Source organism: Crenothrix polyspora (assembly GCF_900163755.1).
GTDB lineage: Bacteria > Pseudomonadota > Gammaproteobacteria > Methylococcales > Methylomonadaceae > Crenothrix > Crenothrix polyspora.
Genome location: NZ_FUKI01000041.1, coordinates 1 through 17,567, shown reverse-complemented (window position 1 = coordinate 17,567; position 17,567 = coordinate 1). Strand labels below are relative to the sequence as shown.

14 protein-coding genes are annotated in these 17,567 nt (G+C 46.0%); 3 read left to right on the top strand and 11 right to left on the bottom strand.

The genetic code is table 11. The features are described from left to right. The 10 genes from CRENPOLYSF2_RS02610 to CRENPOLYSF2_RS02565 form a co-directional block, all read right to left on the bottom strand. A partial coding sequence (locus tag CRENPOLYSF2_RS02610) for a prephenate dehydrogenase (RefSeq protein ID WP_087142412.1) occupies positions 1 to 870 on the bottom strand: 870 nt, incomplete at its 3' end. Beyond that, the gene (hisC, locus tag CRENPOLYSF2_RS02605; protein WP_087142411.1) at positions 863 to 1,996 is read right to left on the bottom strand and encodes a histidinol-phosphate transaminase; all 1,134 of its coding nucleotides are present in this window, start codon (positions 1,994 to 1,996) and stop codon (positions 863 to 865) included. The genes CRENPOLYSF2_RS02610 and hisC, both read right to left, overlap by 8 nt. Positions 1,997 to 2,019: 23 nt before the next feature. Continuing rightward, complete coding sequence (gene pheA, locus CRENPOLYSF2_RS02600; RefSeq protein WP_087142410.1) at positions 2,020 to 3,105, bottom strand: prephenate dehydratase; 1,086 nt, start codon at positions 3,103 to 3,105, stop codon at positions 2,020 to 2,022. A 51-nt stretch (positions 3,106 to 3,156) separates the two neighbouring features. Continuing rightward, positions 3,157 to 4,236 (bottom strand): 3-phosphoserine/phosphohydroxythreonine transaminase, encoded by a 1,080-nt coding sequence (serC, locus tag CRENPOLYSF2_RS02595; protein WP_087142409.1) that lies wholly within the window; start codon positions 4,234 to 4,236, stop codon positions 3,157 to 3,159. Positions 4,237 to 4,553: 317 nt separating this feature from the next. After that, on the bottom strand, positions 4,554 to 4,895 hold the full coding sequence (locus CRENPOLYSF2_RS02590) for a zinc ribbon domain-containing protein YjdM (protein WP_087142408.1): 342 nt from the start codon (positions 4,893 to 4,895) through the stop codon (positions 4,554 to 4,556). Positions 4,896 to 5,117: 222 nt separating this feature from the next. After that, positions 5,118 to 7,769, bottom strand: coding sequence for a DNA gyrase subunit A (gyrA, locus tag CRENPOLYSF2_RS02585; RefSeq protein ID WP_087142407.1), 2,652 nt, complete (start codon positions 7,767 to 7,769; stop codon positions 5,118 to 5,120). 756 nt (positions 7,770 to 8,525) lie between these two features. Further along, entirely contained in the window at positions 8,526 to 8,867 is a 342-nt protein-coding gene (locus tag CRENPOLYSF2_RS02580) for a hypothetical protein (RefSeq protein WP_087142406.1), read from the bottom strand. Between the two features lie 37 nt (positions 8,868 to 8,904). Further along, a complete protein-coding gene (locus CRENPOLYSF2_RS02575) occupies positions 8,905 to 9,723 on the bottom strand; it encodes a metallophosphoesterase (RefSeq protein ID WP_176371008.1) in 819 nt (272 codons plus the stop codon). Between the two features lie 63 nt (positions 9,724 to 9,786). After that, the gene (locus CRENPOLYSF2_RS02570; RefSeq protein ID WP_087142404.1) at positions 9,787 to 10,215 is read right to left on the bottom strand and encodes a GlcG/HbpS family heme-binding protein; all 429 of its coding nucleotides are present in this window, start codon (positions 10,213 to 10,215) and stop codon (positions 9,787 to 9,789) included. 12 nt (positions 10,216 to 10,227) lie between these two features. After that, entirely contained in the window at positions 10,228 to 10,833 is a 606-nt protein-coding gene (locus tag CRENPOLYSF2_RS02565; RefSeq protein WP_087142403.1) for an arylesterase, read from the bottom strand. Between the two features lies 1 nt (position 10,834). On the opposite strand from CRENPOLYSF2_RS02565, the gene CRENPOLYSF2_RS02560 reads away from it, so the two are divergent. The 3 genes from CRENPOLYSF2_RS02560 (at position 10,835) to dbpA (ending at position 15,545) form a co-directional block, all read left to right on the top strand. Then, entirely contained in the window at positions 10,835 to 11,524 is a 690-nt protein-coding gene (locus tag CRENPOLYSF2_RS02560) for an ABC transporter ATP-binding protein (RefSeq protein WP_087142402.1), read from the top strand. Further along, entirely contained in the window at positions 11,521 to 14,004 is a 2,484-nt protein-coding gene (locus tag CRENPOLYSF2_RS02555; protein ID WP_087142401.1) for an ABC transporter permease, read from the top strand. The genes CRENPOLYSF2_RS02560 and CRENPOLYSF2_RS02555 overlap by 4 nt, the downstream gene beginning before the upstream one ends. Before the next feature lie 152 nt (positions 14,005 to 14,156). After that, entirely contained in the window at positions 14,157 to 15,545 is a 1,389-nt protein-coding gene (gene dbpA, locus CRENPOLYSF2_RS02550) for an ATP-dependent RNA helicase DbpA (protein ID WP_087142400.1), read from the top strand. A gap of 178 nt (positions 15,546 to 15,723) precedes the next feature. On the opposite strand, the gene CRENPOLYSF2_RS02545 is transcribed toward dbpA, so the two are convergent. Next, entirely contained in the window at positions 15,724 to 16,491 is a 768-nt protein-coding gene (locus CRENPOLYSF2_RS02545) for a hypothetical protein (protein ID WP_087142399.1), read from the bottom strand. Positions 16,492 to 17,567: the final 1,076 nt, after the last annotated feature.

Genomic DNA, 17,567 nt, shown 5'->3' with positions numbered 1-17,567 from the left:
TAGGAACTGATCCAGAAAGCGTTGCCGTGCCTGACGTGCATACGTAAAGGTTTCAAAAAGCTGCTCGCCATCATCTTGCGCCAGCAAACCTTGTATTTTATCTAATTCTGTCTTGAACTGCTCGATTAATGGTATCAATTCATTTTTATTGGCCGTACAAATATCGCGCCACATGGTGGGGTCGCTGGAGGCTATGCGGGTAAAATCCCTGAAACCACCGGCGGCGTACTTAAAAATCTCATTTTGTTCGTCTTTTTGGCCGAGCATATCGACCAATGCAAAGGCCAGAATATGCGGCAAATGACTGGTCGCGCCCAACACGGCATCGTGTTGTGTAACCGTCATCAAGTCAACAATAGCCCCCATCTGCTGCCAAAACTGCTGAATTTTTTGTATTGCATCAAATTGCGATTGACTGGTAGGCGTGATAATCAGGCGCTTATTAACAAACAAGTTATCGACCGCCGCTTCCACACCGCTATTTTCTGCACCGGCTATAGGGTGCGCTGGAATAAAATTATTCGGCACCTCACCAAATACACCTTGTGCAGCAGCAATTACATTGCCCTTGGTACTGCCGACATCGGTGTAAATCGTCTGTGCATTCCAGAAAGGTTTGAGCTGCTCAAAAACGGCTGCCACTGCCGCCACCGGCGTAGCAATCACAACACAATCAGCATTATTTACAGCGAAATCTATATCCAGATAATATTGGTCAATAACCCCTAAGCGTTTGGCAGATTGCAGATTTTGCAAGTCAGACTGACGCCCAAAACCAATAATCTGCCTGGCCAAACCACGCGATCTTGCTGAGCGGGCAATAGAGCCACCGATTAAACCTACACCAATAACACACAGACGGTTAAACATCAGCCAGAATGTCTTTTAAAGCATTAAGAAAGGTTTGGTTTTCCACTTGCGTACCAATACTGATCCGCAAATGGTTGGGCATTTCGTAATTACCGACCGGACGCACAATCACGCCTTTACGCAATAACGCCTCATAAATCGGCTGCCCAGGCTGTTTTAAATCCACCGAGACAAAATTACCCGCCGATGGAATCCATTCTAAACCCAAAGCCTTGAAGCCATCGGTGAGTTGCTGCATACCTTGACTATTGGTTTGCAGCGTTTTTTGTAAATGATCAATATCATCCAAAGCTGCTTCTGCCGCCGCCAACGCCAACGCATTATTATTAAACGGCTGGCGCACCCGATTGAGAATATCCGCCATTTGCGGGCTGGACAAGCCATAACCGACACGCAATCCGGCCAGACCATAGGCTTTGGAAAACGTGCGGGTAATGATTAGGTTGGGATACAACTTAAGCCAGTCGATAGAATTAATGGCTTCAACTGCTGAATCCGCCAACGCTGCACCACTGACAAACTCAAAATACGCCTCATCCAACACACAAATCACTGTATCCGGCAACGCGGCAATAAAGCGTTTTACATCGGCTTGGCTTAGCAAAGTGCCGGTGGGATTATTGGGATTGGCAATAAAAATTAACCGTGTGTGCTCGGTAACGCTGGCCAGCATGGCATCCAAATCATGGCCATAATTAACCGCCGGTACAACAACCGCTTTCGCGCCAACCGCTTGAGTCACAATCGGATACACGGCAAACGCATGTTGGGAAAAAATCACTTCGTGTTTCGGCGTTAAAAAAGCCCGTGCCAACAATTCTAAAATTTCGTTGGAGCCATTGCCCAAGGTAATCTGGCTGGCATCGAGCGCATATTTTGCGGCCAAGGCTTGCTTTAAACGATAACCGTTACCATCAGGATATAGCGCCAAATCTGCCGATGCCTTTTGGATGGCGGCCAAAGCTTTTTGACCAATGCCGATAGGATTTTCATTGGAGGCCAATTTAACAATATGGCTTAAACCCAACTCGCGCTCCAGTTCTTCAATCGGCTTGCCACCTTTGTAAGGGATCAGGCTTTGTACGCCGGCAACTGCCAGCTGGTAAATGTTATCAGTCGTGTTCATGAGATAAGTACAGGCAATCAGGGTTAAATAACAGCTTTCGGGTAAGAGCCCAACAACTTGAGCATACTCACATTAGTTTTTAATAATACCAACGCTTGAGCAACCTTGTCATCTTCGCAGTGGCCGTCAATGTCGATGAAAAACACATAATCCCACACGCCTTGTCGAGACGGCCTGGATTCAATATTCACCATGTCCACGCCCAGCTTGGCAAACGGCTCCAGCACTTGGTGCAAAGCACCTGGCTTATTACCGGTAGATACCACCAGCGAGGTCTTATCCCGACCGGTAGGGCTGGATATTTGCTGGCCAATGATAATAAAACGTGTGGTGTTATTGGGCTCATCTTCGACATTTTTAGCCAAGATATCCAACTCGTAGATTTCAGCGGCAACGCGGCCTGCAATCGCGGCAACCTGATGGTTGGCAGCGGCCATTTTCGCCGCTTCAGCATTGCTGCTGACGGCGGTCAATTTGGCATGGGGCAGGTTTTTATCCAGCCATTTACGACATTGCGCCAACGATTGCTGGTGTGAAAACACTTCGGTAATATCAGCTAAATTGGCGACGTGTCCCATCAGGTTTTGATGGACGCGGATTTCCACTTCGCCGCAAATCTTTAAATGCGAATTCAGCAACCGGTCCAACGTATGGCTGATCACGCCTTCGGTGGAGTTTTCCACCGGCACCACACCAAATTGGCAAGCGCCGCCTTCAACCACGGTAAAAATTTCATCAATCGTCGCCGACGGCATGGCCTTCACCGCATTACCAAAATGCTTGACCACCGCTTGCTGGGTAAATGTGCCTTCTGGCCCTAAAAAAGCCACATTCATCGGCTTTTCCAGCGCCAGACACGATGACATCAATTCCCTAAAAAAGCGCACGGCGGTGTAGTCCGGCAACGGACCTTGGTTCATGTCCTTAATGCGCCGCAGCACCAAAGATTCACGGTCTGGGCGATAAAACGTGCCCTGTTCACCTTGAGCGATTTTGGTTTTGGCCACTTCCACAGCACAGGCCGCGCGTTCATTAATCAAGCGCAACAAGTCTGCGTCAATGGCATCAATTTTTTCTCTTAATTCGGCTAGTGAGGTGATGGACGACATTCTTCTTCTCGATTAATTTCGGTGTGATCGTGTGCAATACAGTGGCCGTGTTTAATGGCTACGTTCAAACTCTGCCATAAACGCAATCAGGGCATCGACACCGGCATCCGGCATGGCGTTATAGATACTGGCGCGCATGCCGCCGACCGAACGATGGCCTTTCAGCTCATATAAACCAGCCGCTTCAGAGTCTTTAATAAACGCCTTATCCAGGTTTTCATCCGCTAAAATAAACGGTACGTTCATCCGTGAGCGATAGGCTTTTTCCACCGGATTGCGGTACAGGGTAGACTGGTCTATCGCTTGATACAATTTGGCGGCTTTGGCGATATTAAATTGTTCCATTGCCGCAACGCCGCCCCGCGCTTTCAGCCATTTCAGTACCAAACCGACCAGATACCAGTTATACGTAGCAGGGGTATTGAGCATAGACCCGTTCTTAACCTGTTCTGCATAACTAAATACGCCTGGCACTTTCTTGTCGGCATGGCCAATTAAATCATCCCTAACGATAACGACAGTGACACCCGCAGGCCCCATATTCTTTTGGGTTCCAGCATAAATCAAACCGTATTGGCTGACATCCACCGTGCGAGACAGGATGTTTGATGACATATCCGATACCAAGGTTAAGCCTTTAGCATCCGGCACGTTTTGAAACTCCACGCCGTGGATGGTTTCGTTGGAGGTGTAGTGCAAATAAGCCGCCTCACTGTCCAATGCCCAATCCGCAACATCAGGAATCGTGGTGAATTTGGACTCTTCTGAACTGGCGCTAACGACGACATCACAATAGGCTTTAGCATCTTTAATGGCCTTTTCTGACCATGCGCCGGTATTGACGTAACAGGCTTTAGTTTTGCCGTTTAAGATATTTTGCGGGATAAAAGCAAACTGTGCCGATGCACCACCTTGTAAAAACAACACTTTGTAGTTTTCAGGAATTGCCATCAACTCGCGCAAATCGCTTTCCAGCTCTTCGGCAATCAGCGAAAAATGCTTGCCGCGATGGCTCATTTCCATCACCGACATGCCGCTACCGCGCCAATCCAGCATTTCTTGCTGGGCTTGTTGCAAAACAGACTCTGGGAATGCCGAGGGGCCGGCGCTAAAATTAAATACTCTGGACATTAGATTCTCACTGTTTTGGATAGTTATTCGTATAATTTAATTATTTAGAAGGCAAGTGGTGCAGATTTTCTTTGAATGACTCGGGTTACGCATTTAAACAGGGACAAAAGCTAGTACTCAGTCAATCTTGATATGCCGGGTATATTTTTGACCGATGTGAGACCTACGAGGTTTTTAAAACCTCGTAGGTCTTTATAGCATCCGACAGAATAATATTGACTGAGTACTAGGTTGGTGGTGACATTAGGAACTCCAACGACACAATGCATCATGGGTTGGGGTTCGTTACCGCACCCCAACGTGCATTACTAGTCAAACTAAGCCTTTTTAACAAATTCCGATTTCAATTTCATAGCACCAATACCGTCTATTTTGCAGTCGATATCATGGTCGCCTTCGACTAAGCGGATGTTTTTAACTTTAGTACCCACTTTAACCACATCTGATGACCCTTTCACCTTTAAGTCTTTAATAACCGTAACGCTATCACCGTCCTTAAGAAGGTTGCCGTAAGCATCCTTGACAATAAGCGCATTGCTAAGCTCTGCGCTTATAGTGCCTTTCCCCCATTCATGCGCACACTCAGGACAAACATACATATCACCGTCTTCATAGGTAAACTCAGAGCCACATTGTGGGCAATTTGGTAAAACGTTCATACAACTCCTGTATTTTTAGTGTTTTCAACTACCCACACAACCGGAACAAAAATAATAATGTTCACGTAGATTGGGCTGCCTGCTGTTTGGCAACCCAACATTTACAATGGAAATGTTGGGTTGAGAAAAGCGCTCAACCCAACCTACATTTTGTCCTCTATTAAGCTGGTTGCCTTATTTAACAAGCTCTGGCTGTTGGATGGCTATAAAAATCATCGAAAACTACTCTTCTTCACCTAGCTCAACATCATCAATTGCAGTATCATCTAAAGTGGAATCCACATCATCAGCCAACGCTAACTCACCGTCCAACACCGCATCAAGCTCAAGATCGTCTTCCTCTTCATCCGCCAAACCTTCGATACGATCCACACCAATCACTTTTTCTTTCTTATCCAGACGGATAATGGTAACACCCTGGGTGTTACGACCCACCACAGAAATACCATCCACGCGGGTACGCACTAACGTACCGCCATCCGAGATCAACATGATTTCATCGTTATCATTCACCAGCACCGCACCCACTACCGCCCCATTACGCGCCGAAGTCTGGATAGCAATCAAACCCTGGCCACCACGCTTGTGGCAGGTGAACTCTTCCAGCTTAGTGCGTTTGCCATAACCGTTTTCGGTAATATTCAACACCGTGCCTTCGGTGGAAATAATCAAGGAGATGATCTTTTCGCCGTCTTTTAAGCGCATCCCGCGCACGCCGGTGGCATTACGCCCCATAGAGCGCACGTCTTCTTCATTAAAGCACACCGCTTTACCGGTGGAGCTGAACAACAGCACATTTTGCTGACCGTCAGTTACTGCAACACCCACCAAGCTGTCGTCATCACGTAAATCAATAGCGATTTTACCGGTGGTGCGCGGTTTTTCAAACTCATTTAACGGCGTCTTTTTGACCGTACCTGTGGAGGTTGCCATAAAGATGAATTTGTTTTCGGTAAACTCACTGATCGGCAACAAGGCGTTGATTTTTTCGCCCGCTTCCAGCGGCAGCAAATTGACAAACGGCTTGCCACGCGCCGCACGGCTGGCCACCGGCAATTGATAGACCTTAAGCCAATACACTTTGCCTAATGACGAAAAACACAACACGGTATCGTGGGTATTGGCAACAATCAATTTGTCGATATAATCGGTTTCCTTCATGGCAGTGGCCGATTTACCCCGACCACCACGTCGTTGCGCCTTATAGTCACCCAAAGGCTGGGCTTTTACATAGCCCTCGTGCGACATGGTAACCACCATATCTTCCACAGTTATCAAATCGCCATCCGATAAGTCCGAATGATCCTGGACAATTTCGGTACGACGCTTGTCCGAATACTCGTCCTTAATGGCCACCAGTTCTTCGCGGATGATTTCCATTAAACGGATATCGTTGGCCAAAATAAACAAATACTCATCAATTTGCGCCAGCAACTGCTTGTATTCTTCAACAATCTTATCTTGCTCTAAACCGGTTAAACGATGCAGACGCAAATCTAAAATGGCGTGCGCCTGAGTTTCAGACAAACTGTACTCGCCGCCGTGAATACCAAACTGCTCGGCCAAATCTTCCGGCCGTGAACGCGTGGCATCGGCGCTTTCCAGCAAACTGGACACCAATCCTGCATGCCAGGACTTTTCCAGCAAACCGGCTTTGGCTTCTTCACGATTTTTTGACGCGCGGATCAACTCAATCATCTCGTTGATGTTGGCTAACGCCACCGCCAAACCTTCCAGAATGTGCGCACGGTCACGGGCTTTGCGCAATAAATACACCGTCCTGCGCGTAACAATCTCGCGGCGGTGGTCAATAAACGCATCCAGAATCTCTTTCAGATTCATACAATACGGACGACCACCGAGCAGCGCCACCATGTTAATACCAAACACGGTCTGGAACTGGGTCTGCTTGTACAAGTTATTCAACACCACTTCGGGCATTTCACCGCGCCGCAGCTCAATCACCATGCGCATGCCGTCTTTATCGGACTCATCACGCAAGGCAGAAATGCCTTCCAGCTTGGCTTCTTTGATAAGTTCAGCAATTTTTTCCAACAACCGCGCTTTATTGACCTGATACGGTAATTCGGTAGTGACAATGGCCTGACGACTGGTGTCACCGATATCTTCAAAATGACAGCGTGCCCGCATATAAATCTTGCCACGGCCTGTGGTGTAGGCGCTGTAAATGCCAGATGCCCCGTTAATAATGCCTGCGGTAGGGAAATCCGGCCCTGGAATATGCTCCATCAATTCCAAAATACTGATGTCGGGCTGGTCGATCACCACCAGACAGGCGCTGATAACTTCGGACAAATTATGCGGTGGAATATTGGTCGCCATGCCAACGGCGATACCGGATGAGCCATTGACCAATAAATTCGGCAAGCGTGTCGGCAATACATCGGGTTGTACTTCAGACTCGTCGTAGTTGGGGATGAAGTTGACGGTCTCTTTATCCAAATCGGCCAGCAACTCGTGGGCAATTTTAGACATGCGCACTTCAGTATAACGCATGGCCGCTGCGGGGTCGCCATCGACCGAACCAAAGTTGCCCTGCCCGTCTATCAACATGTAGCGCAAGGAAAACGGCTGCGCCATCCGTACCATCGTATCATACACAGCGGTATCGCCATGCGGGTGGTATTTACCAATCACGTCCCCGACGATACGCGCGGACTTTTTATAAGGCTTATTCCAGTCGTTGCCCAATTCACTCATGGCGTATAGCACACGGCGATGCACCGGTTTCAATCCATCTCTGACATCGGGTAGCGCTCGGCCAACGATAACGCTCATGGCGTAATCAAGGTAGGACTGCCGCATCTCGTCTTCGAGATTGACAGGAATAATTTCTTTAGCGAAGTTTGACATTGATCCCTATAACCCTAATGAATGCCGCAACAGGTCACGGCGGCATGATTTTTTAACCATAAGCATCACGCCACGTAACGGTGTGGCACTGCACGATATGTATTGTCATTAAATCAGCCTGATATTATAGCAAAAAGCGGCTGTGGAGTCGAAAGGCTTGATGGTTTTTGAAGTCGCTACAGAAACGTTGGCTGTTGATTCAGACAAGTAGCCTCATAACCCCTCGCGACTACAAATTTGCACGAGGGTGATTTTATCAGGTTTTCAAATAAACTTGATTACCGCCGCCCTTACTTAGAATCTTTTTTGGTTTTTTTCGCAGCTTTCTTTTCTTTCGGACTCATTGCCGGTTTTTTCTTGTCTTCTTTATTGCTTTTTTGCTCTTTGCTCATGGCGGTTACTCCAGCAGATTAATACGTTTTACTTAAAATTAAATTAGTTAAGATATTATGCGGCATATTGCCGATAAATTTCATCAACCCCAGAACATACTTATACGCTGTTATGTGAACACCCTGCTAAATAATTTGGTGAATTTAACTAATAAGTGTAATTTTATTTTGTAATCTAACGGACTGAAAACGTAGTCATTATTGACTAATGGATGCAGTTGATATTTTATATCACATTGTTTTTAAATAATTTTTCAAAAAAATCAAAAACCGTATTTTACATTTTACAAATAAAGAATTATAGCGATTGCACTTAATTAGTTGAATCCACCATTTCGGGGGCATTTACAGGCTACCGCAATTTTCATTTCACTAACCGAATTTTAACAAACGCCTCCATAACGCCCATCACCTGCCCAGAACCATCCACCTGTTTACCTGTGCCAACAGTCACCCTAACTTTTCTGCCTTTATAACCGCCCAACGTATCATCGGTTGCCAGCATTAATTTTTCACATAAATCCGCCGCACATAAAGCTGTGTGTTGTTTGCCTTTTTTATCCACAATAGTCAGATAAAAATTGTCAGCACTTTCAAACACACTGATTTTGCCTTCAATAACATAAAGCGCCTGCTTTTTACTGGCAGCATGAGCAGACGCTAAAAAACATAAACCTGTTAATAAAACCCAGAAAACCATTTTCATGTGTATTCACTCCAAATACATAGAATTTTAACCCGCACTACGCCAATAACTTAGGATTAAGCAACTCTAATACAGCAATCTCAGGATAGCAATTGAATCTTACCGGCAGTATAGACCAACCAATGCCACGACTGATAAACAACTGGGTTTTAGGCGTGGCAATCAAGCCACTGGTGTAGTTTTTATTATCAACAGGCACGGTAACCGGCCCAAACAACGGTACAACCACCTGACCACCGTGGGTATGACCACTGATCACCAAATCCAGCGGAGTATCAAAATCACTGTCCACCGAATCAGGATTATGCGATAACAAAATTCTACAATCGCGCTCATCGGAACGTGCAAAAACCTCATCAATCTTAAGCTGGTCCTCTAAAAAATCACCTGCACCGCCCAGAATAATCCTGTTTTTACCTTTATAAATCACCTTGCTTTGGTGGCGAAGATCCTGCCCTGTGCGTTCTAGCCAATACAGCGACCGGTCAGTATCCGCCCAATGATCGTGATTGCCCAGCACGGAATACACGCCATAGTTAGCATGCAGTTTGGCCAGTAGCGGCCAAATCTGATCTATTTCTTCGATGGTATTTCTGGCGTGGACAAAATCGCCGGTACACAGAATGGCATCTGCACCCAAGCGGTTGGTGCGCTGAACCAAACCTTCAACAAACGCGGCTGAAACCAGCTGGCCTAAATGAATATCGGTTAACTGTGCCAGCCGAAAACCGTGAAACGCCGCAGGCAAGCGGGGGAGTGGGATTTTGTAATGGTTAACCAGCACTGTGGTACGCTCGATAAAAGTCGGGTAGCTACCCGCCAGCACCAGTGCGCCACCAGACAAAACCCATTTCAAGAACGCTCGCCTATTCATTAGCGCAACTTACCCACCGCCAGCGCAGCAAGCTGAAGCGGGCACTTAAACGCCTGCAAAAAAACCCACCGACTCTATTCCCGCAATCGCGCAATGCTCATCTTGATCGGACACATCGCCGCTGATGCCGACTGCGCCAATCAGATTATTGTCTGAATCACGAATTAATACCCCACCCGGCACCGGCATAATCTTGCCACCTGCCACATCAACCAAAGCGTTCATAAAATCGGGGCGCTGTATGGCGACCGTGGCCAAACTGCGTGATGACACGCCCATGTTCACCGCGCCCCAGGCTTTGGCGGTGGCAATTTGTTGTCGGATCATGCTGGCACCGTCTTCGCGCTGCATGGCTTTTAAATGCCCTGCGACATCCAGAACCACCACAGTGACGGGAGCCATATTGAGTCGTCTGGCCATATTAAGTGCAGTATTAATAATTTGGTTTGCTTGTTTCAGTGTCAGTGCTGTCATTAAAAATCTCAGTTATTTTAAAAGCGGTTGTAAATAGTGCCAAACTTTATCGGCGATAATCGGTTGCGCCTTGGCGTTGGGGTGTAGGCCATCAGGCTGCATTAAATCCTTCACTAATGCCACGTCTTCCATTAAAAATGGCATCATAGGTACATCCAGTTCCTTGGACAACTGTAGGTAAATACCGTAAAACATGTCGATATAACGTTTGCCGTAATTAGGGGGGATACGCATGCTCAGCAACAAGACTTTTGCGCCAGCTTTCTGGCTACGACGTATGATTTCCGCCAGCGTCTGCTTTAATACAAAGGTCTGCAAACCACGCAAACCATCATTCGCACCCAGCTCCAAGATGAGTATTTTCGGCTTTTGGATGGTTAAAATTGCCTCTAATCTGGCCAAACCACCCGCGCTGGTATCGCCACTGATACTTTCGTTTAGAATAGTGCAACAGTCATTAGCTGCCAGCAGTTTTTGCTGAACCAAGTGTACCCAGCCTTGTCCTAGTTCCAGGCCATAACCGGCGCTGATGCTATCACCTAATACCACTATATTGGACTTGGCCACGGCGGCTTGGTTCATCATCAGTAAAATCACAGCAATTAAAAATCGGAACATTATGCACACTCACGCAGATTTAGCATTAAAAAACATTATAGTAGCAGAAAGTTTAGGCAAAGCGGTGCAGACTTCCGAGGGTGTATTACATATCTTAAGATCAATACACTTGTGTATTAAATCTGGTGAAAGTATAGCTATTATTGGCGAATCTGGATCTGGAAAGTCGACTTTGATCAGTTTATTGGCAGGTTTAGATACACCCAGTTCGGGTACGATTCGTATTAATGGCCATGAACTCACCACCATGAGCGAAGATGGCCGCGCAGCAATGCGCAATGAGCTGATTGGTTTTGTGTTTCAGTCATTTCAATTATTACCCAGCTTAACGGCCTTGGAGAATGTGATGTTGCCGCTGGAATTGGGTGGCGATAAACAGGCTAAATCTTTGGCAACTGCGCTATTAACCAGAGTTGGCCTTGCGCACCGCTTAAGCCATATGCCTAGGCAACTTTCTGGCGGTGAACAACAACGCGTGGCCTTGGCCAGAGCGTTTGTCACCCGCCCTGTCATTCTGTTTGCCGATGAGCCCACCGGCAATTTGGATAGCAAAACCGGCGCAACGATTATTGATCTGTTGTTTGAGCTAAATCAGGAAAATAACACCACCTTGATTTTAGTCACCCACGACCAAGCCTTAGCGGCACGTTGCCAGCGCACCATCAAGCTGGATTCCGGGAGTATGGTATGAGCCGTTTTAATTTGGCCTTGCGCTTGTTATGGCGCGACAGCCGTTCTGGCGAATTGACCATTTTGGTCATGGCGCTCATCATTGCCGTCACCAGCGCCACCGCCATCTCGCTGTTTGCCGACCGTTTGCAACGCACTATGACGACACAAACCGCCGATTTTCTGGCCGCCGATTTGGTCATTACCAGCCCTGACGTGCAGCCTGCCAATTGGATTACCAAAGCACAGGCCTTGCAACTGCATGCCGCGCAAACCGCCGATTTTTCCAGCGTGCTCATAGAAAACGACGAGATGCTGCTGGCCAGTGTCAAAGCGGTGAGCAACGCTTACCCGTTACGCGGCTATTTAAAAATTACCGGTGGCGATTATTCAGAAGAACACACCGTGCATCAAGGCCCACCCGCAGGGCAGGCGTGGGTGGAGAAACGGGTGTTATCGGCCTTAAAACTTAAGCTCGGCGATGCGTTAACCGTCGGTGAGAAAAAACTTATTGCCAGCCAGATTTTAACCTACGAAACCGACAAACAAGGTGATTTCTACAGCTTTTCACCACGGGTGATGATCAATGATGCAGACCTTCCTGCGACTGGCATTATTCAGCCAGGCAGCCACGTACATTATTTTTTCCAGTACACCGGTGAAGCTAGCGCATTGCAAGCCTTTAACCAGTGGCTAAAACCGCAGCTCAACCCCTCGCAGCGCATGTTGGATATCCATAAAGATCGCCCGGAATTAGGTTCGGCGTTAAATCGCGCTGAACGTTATTTAGGCTTATCCAGCATTATCGTTATTTTAATTTCTGGCGTAGCAATTGCGATGGCGACACGCCGTTACACCGAGCGGCATTTTAATGCCACCGCCATCTTGCGCTGTTTAGGTTTAAAACAACGTGACATTTTATGGCTTTACGGTTGCCAGTTTGTGGTGTTGGGTGTGTTGGCCAGTAGCATCGGCTGTGGTTTAGGTTGGTTTGCCCAGCAAGCCTTGTTCCATTTGTTACGCGGATTGTTGCCGCAACACGTTGCCAATCCTGGGCTGTTGGCGGTATTTTTCGGCTTTATAGTGGGCATGGCGGTGTTGTTAGCGTTTGCCTTACCGCCGTTGTTGCGGCTTAAGCAAGTGTCACCGCTGCGGGTATTGCGCCGTGAGCTGGAGCCGTTGCCTAGTAGCGCATGGCTGGTATATGGCTTGGCATTGGGCATTATTGCCGTATTAATAGAACGCTATACCGGCGATGCGAAAATGACCGCGACCCTATTGGGTGTGGGTTTGTTGACACTGCTGGTGTTAGGTTTGCTGGTGTACGGACTGCTACGTGTGACGGGTAAATTGTTGCCACATCTGAACCTTACCTGGCGCTTTGGCTTGCAAGGCATCTTACGCAACAGCGGCGCCAGTGTCAGCCAAATATTGGCGTTTAGCATTACCTTGGTAGCGATGGTGTTAAGCTTTACCGTGCGCACCGATTTAATCGACAACTGGCAAAAGCAGTTGCCAGATAATGCCCCCAACCATTTTGCGCTAAATATTTTCCCCGCACAGCAAGCGACTTTTAAGCAGGATATGCAGGCTCTGGATATTACACACAGTCAGTTTTATCCGGTGGTGAAAGGCCGTTTGGTAGAAATCAATAATACCCCTGTGCAACAGGTGGTCAGTAAAGATTCACAAGGCGAGAGCGCGACCCACCGCGAATTAAGCCTAACCTTTACGCAGCAATTACCGGAAGATAACAAAATTACCCAAGGGACATGGTGGCAAACTGTACAAGCGGGGCAAGTATCGGTTGAACAAAAACTGGCCACTAGCCTAAAAATAAAGCTGCACGACCAGTTGACCTTTACCGTGGGCAGCCAGCAAATCAAGGCCGAAGTCACCAGTTTGCGCAGCTTAGATTGGGACACCATGCGGCCTAATTTTTATATGGTGTTTTCGCCAGGTACGCTGGATGCGTATCCCAGCACATTGATCACCAGTTTTTATTTGCCGGAAGCCCATAAAAATGTGCTGAACACGCTGGTGAAAAAATACCCCGCCATCACGATTTTAGAAGTGGATGTGATTGTGAAGCAGTTTAAAACTATTTTGCTTCAATTAACCCAGGCGATTAATTATTTACTGTATTTTTCGTTGCTGGCGGGGTTTACCGTGTTGTTTGCAGCGGTGTATGCCACCTTGGATCATCGTATACAAGAAGGTGCGATCTTAAGGACGTTAGGTGCTAAGCGCTCGTTTTTAACCAAAATTCATCTGCTGGAGTTTGGTTTGCTGGGATTTATTGCCGGTGTATTAACCGTGATAATGTCGGAAGCGATTATTTATAGCCTGTACACGCAGGTGATGCACATTGCCTATAGCCCGAATTATTATCTGTGGTTAGTGATACCGATAGTCGGCAGTATTTGTGTGGCTTTGGCGGGCTATAGCGGAATTCGGTACATTGTTAACAAATCGCCGGTGAGTGTGTTGCGCGAGCTTTGAGCTACTATTTTTGGGCTACCGACTTAAGCTGATCAGCCTAAAAACCCTTAGCGAATATAGCGTTTGTCTTACGCCTTAAATGATTGGCATCTGGTATCATAAACCATTGAATGGCGACAGTTCGTCGGCATTCGCATTGCTTAGAGAGTGTTGTGACTACTGTTAAATTTTCATCTTTACCCTTAACCCCTGCGCTGCTTGATAACATAGCGTCTTTAGGTTACACCGAGCTTACCCCCATACAAGCCGAAAGTTTGCCGCTGATTCTGGATGGCAATGATGTCATCGCACAAGCCAAAACCGGCAGTGGCAAAACCGCATGTTTTGGCATTGGCTTATTATCACGTTTGGATTTGACTGATTTTAATGTCCAGGCAATGGTGGTGTGTCCTACCCGTGAACTGGCGGATCAGGTATGTAATGAGCTACGTAAACTGGCACGATTTACACAAAATATTAAAGTGCTGGCTTTATGTGGCGGCACGCCAGCGCGTCCACAAGCGGAATCATTGGCGCACGGTGTGCATATTGTTGTAGGTACACCGGGGCGCTTGCAAGAACATTTACGTAAGCGACATTTACGTTTGGATAATCTCAATACACTGGTATTGGATGAAGCTGATCGTATGCTGGATATGGGCTTTGAAGAAGCGGTTTCTGAGGTCATTTCTTATGCTCCGAAACAGCGGCAAACTTTATTGTTTTCGGCGACTTTTGCTGATCCAATTCGTGAATTGAGTCGAAAATTTCAAAACAATCCGCTAACGGTGAGCATTGAAAACAATCACCAAGATAATGCGATTGAGCAGCGATTTTTTCAAATAGACAAAAACAAACGCAGTAATGCGCTGGGGTATTTGCTGGCTTTTTACCGGCCAGAATCGACGGTGATTTTTTGTAATACCAAAAAAGACTGTCACGATGTCGCCAACGGCTTGGAAGGCAATGGTTTTTCAGTACAATCCTTACATGGTGATCTGGAGCAAAGAGACCGCGATCAAGTGTTGGTACGTTTTGCTAATAAAAGCTGCTCTATTTTAGTGGCGACTGATGTGGCTGCGCGTGGCCTAGACATTAAAGAGTTACAAGCTGTCATTAATTATGAATTACCCTGGGATCCTGAAATTTATGTCCACCGAATTGGCCGCACCGGCCGTGCTGGTAATACAGGTTTGGCACTCAGCTTGTGTACACCACAAGAATTACCCAGAGTAAAAGCCATTGAAGATTATCAAAAATTCTCCGCGCAATGGGACGAAGTCGCGCCGTTTCAGGCCGGACGTGAACAGCGCTTAGAGCCACCGATGATTACGTTGTGGATTGATGGCGGTCGTAAAGACAAAATACGCCCAGGCGATATATTAGGCGCGTTAACCGGCGAAAAAGGCATTTTAGGTAGCGAGGTGGGTAAAATCGATATTTTTGATAATCATGCGTATGTCGCCATAAAACGCGCCAGTATCGACAGCGCACTGGGTTGTTTACGTACGGGTAAAATCAAAGGCCGCAACTTTAATGTGCGTAAGTCGCAATGGGGCTAGTCTCAGTCAATTGTGATATGTCAGGTATGTCTTGATCAGCGAGACACCTATGAGGTTTTAAAAACCTCATAGGTCTTTGCAACACTCAACATAATAAAGTTGCAGGGTGGATTCGCCGCTAGGTAATCCGCCACAATACGCCCACTGAATATTGACATGAGCGTTGATTGGCAGTTTGCTAGCGCGAAACCATCCTACAGAGGCTCTGCTGATTTTTATTCGGCAGCGTCCGTCTACGAAATAAGCTTAGACTTGCTAAGCTCAAAATTGTTAAGCCCATTAAATTTAATTCCGGCACAGATAATATTGGCGGAGGCGGCGGAGCTAGATAAGAAAATTTAAAGGCATCCAGAGACAACCCCCATCCTGCGCCGCCATTAATAACTAACTTGAGATTTCCCCCTTGATTGATTCTATTTACTTGAGATATATCCATTGCAAATGAAACCGCTTGGTTTATAACAGGTGTCGTAAAGGTATACTGTGCTAAATTGGTAAAAATTGATGCTGCCGTTTCTTTAAATAAAAAACTAATATTGAGTGGTAAAGTTACAAGACTTTCGACATCAAAATAGTATCTACTGTAATTAACATAACTTGATGCAATAAGCCCAGGAGAAAGATCCCATGAAACCGTAACCTGCGTCTTTTCAGCGAGTGTGTTACTGACATACAATATATTATTGCCCGTATTAGCATTTTTTGCCACTCTGGTTAGACTAAAGCCATTGCCATCGGATGCCAATAATTCTTGCGTGAGTGTGCGCTTTGTATTTGAAGTGCTAACCGAAGCCGCGCCTACATTAGTGAACATATGAAAGACACCAGGTTGTTGTAACTCATTAAATTCATCAATAGTCGCTGTAATTAATTCAGCATGTGCCTGTGCAGTAATACTTAATCCTGTAATAAGTGCGGTTAACGTAATTATTTTTTTAATTTTCATGTATCTTGCTCCTTAAATTAACTATCTGGCAAGTGTGCCAGACACGTACAGGACAAAATTTCTGCTTGTTATTAGATAATAACCGCTACTGCTCTGCCATTGTTAGTCATGAAAAAACGATAATAATTTACGCACAGCTGTCAAAATTAGTTAAATTTATCAAAATAAACTCAAACGCAGTTGCTGAAAAATTTGTTCGCTTTTCATGCTACTAAGCCTAGTTAGTCTTTAGTAGATAGCAAGCTAGCTAATGTGATTCGCATCACAATATGAATATAATATTTTTTGAATTGCGTGAGGTATATCACATTTCCAATAAAAATACCTTAATTTGCTGAACCATACCATAGCTCAAAGCGAGCAGATTTTTACACACTCTGACTGACTGTTTTAAGCTCAGTTTGACCAGCAATTTGCACGCCTAAAGAAACACTACTGTCAATTTAAGTGAGATACCAAACCTCTAACAATACGTCACAACACATTTCAAGCGCCTATCGCAACGCCGAGATAGGTATTTATACGTATTGTCATATCCAACATTTTATTCAATCATGACGCTGCATAATGCGTTTTCATCCTACATTAAGCTTAAAACAGAAAACAAAAATCCCTATACAATTCAATGGAAAACTAATAATTTTCATAATGAAATACTGCTTCGTTACGGAATGACTACACTGAAATAAACGTTATGCACATCCTATAAAATTTTGTGATGCTGCGTTATCACGTTAGAGATTTAACCTATACTTGGTTTTTCAAAATGTATTTTTTGAATCATAAAATTTTAACAACCTGCATAACTGAATTTTTTTCGTACTGAGAATATACCAGAGCCACTGCTCATGGATGTGTGCTATATCAACCTACAACGCTATCGCGTTAGTGCGAGCGCTCCACAGTAAAAAGTACGCCGGTAGCAAAACCATATTTTTTGTTACCTGTGCTTTCGCGCTACAAGACATAGTACATACAGCGTTTTCACAGCTCAATAGTTACAGCGTAACCGTTCGCACTGAGCTTGTCGAAGTGTGCCGTTCATGCTTCGACAAGCTCAGCACGAACGGTGGCTG

Coding starts and splice junctions, on each gene's coding strand:
- hisC (WP_087142411.1), bottom strand. CDS start 1,996: ATGAACACGACTGATAACATTTACCAGCTGGCAGTTGCCGGCGTACAA.
- pheA (WP_087142410.1), bottom strand. CDS start 3,105: ATGTCGTCCATCACCTCACTAGCCGAATTAAGAGAAAAAATTGATGCC.
- serC (WP_087142409.1), bottom strand. CDS start 4,236: ATGTCCAGAGTATTTAATTTTAGCGCCGGCCCCTCGGCATTCCCAGAG.
- CRENPOLYSF2_RS02590 (WP_087142408.1), bottom strand. CDS start 4,895: ATGAACGTTTTACCAAATTGCCCACAATGTGGCTCTGAGTTTACCTAT.
- gyrA (WP_087142407.1), bottom strand. CDS start 7,769: ATGTCAAACTTCGCTAAAGAAATTATTCCTGTCAATCTCGAAGACGAG.
- CRENPOLYSF2_RS02580 (WP_087142406.1), bottom strand. CDS start 8,867: ATGAAAATGGTTTTCTGGGTTTTATTAACAGGTTTATGTTTTTTAGCG.
- CRENPOLYSF2_RS02570 (WP_087142404.1), bottom strand. CDS start 10,215: ATGACAGCACTGACACTGAAACAAGCAAACCAAATTATTAATACTGCA.
- CRENPOLYSF2_RS02565 (WP_087142403.1), bottom strand. CDS start 10,833: ATGTTCCGATTTTTAATTGCTGTGATTTTACTGATGATGAACCAAGCC.
- CRENPOLYSF2_RS02560 (WP_087142402.1), top strand. CDS start 10,835: ATGCACACTCACGCAGATTTAGCATTAAAAAACATTATAGTAGCAGAA.
- CRENPOLYSF2_RS02555 (WP_087142401.1), top strand. CDS start 11,521: ATGAGCCGTTTTAATTTGGCCTTGCGCTTGTTATGGCGCGACAGCCGT.
- CRENPOLYSF2_RS02545 (WP_087142399.1), bottom strand. CDS start 16,491: ATGAAAATTAAAAAAATAATTACGTTAACCGCACTTATTACAGGATTA.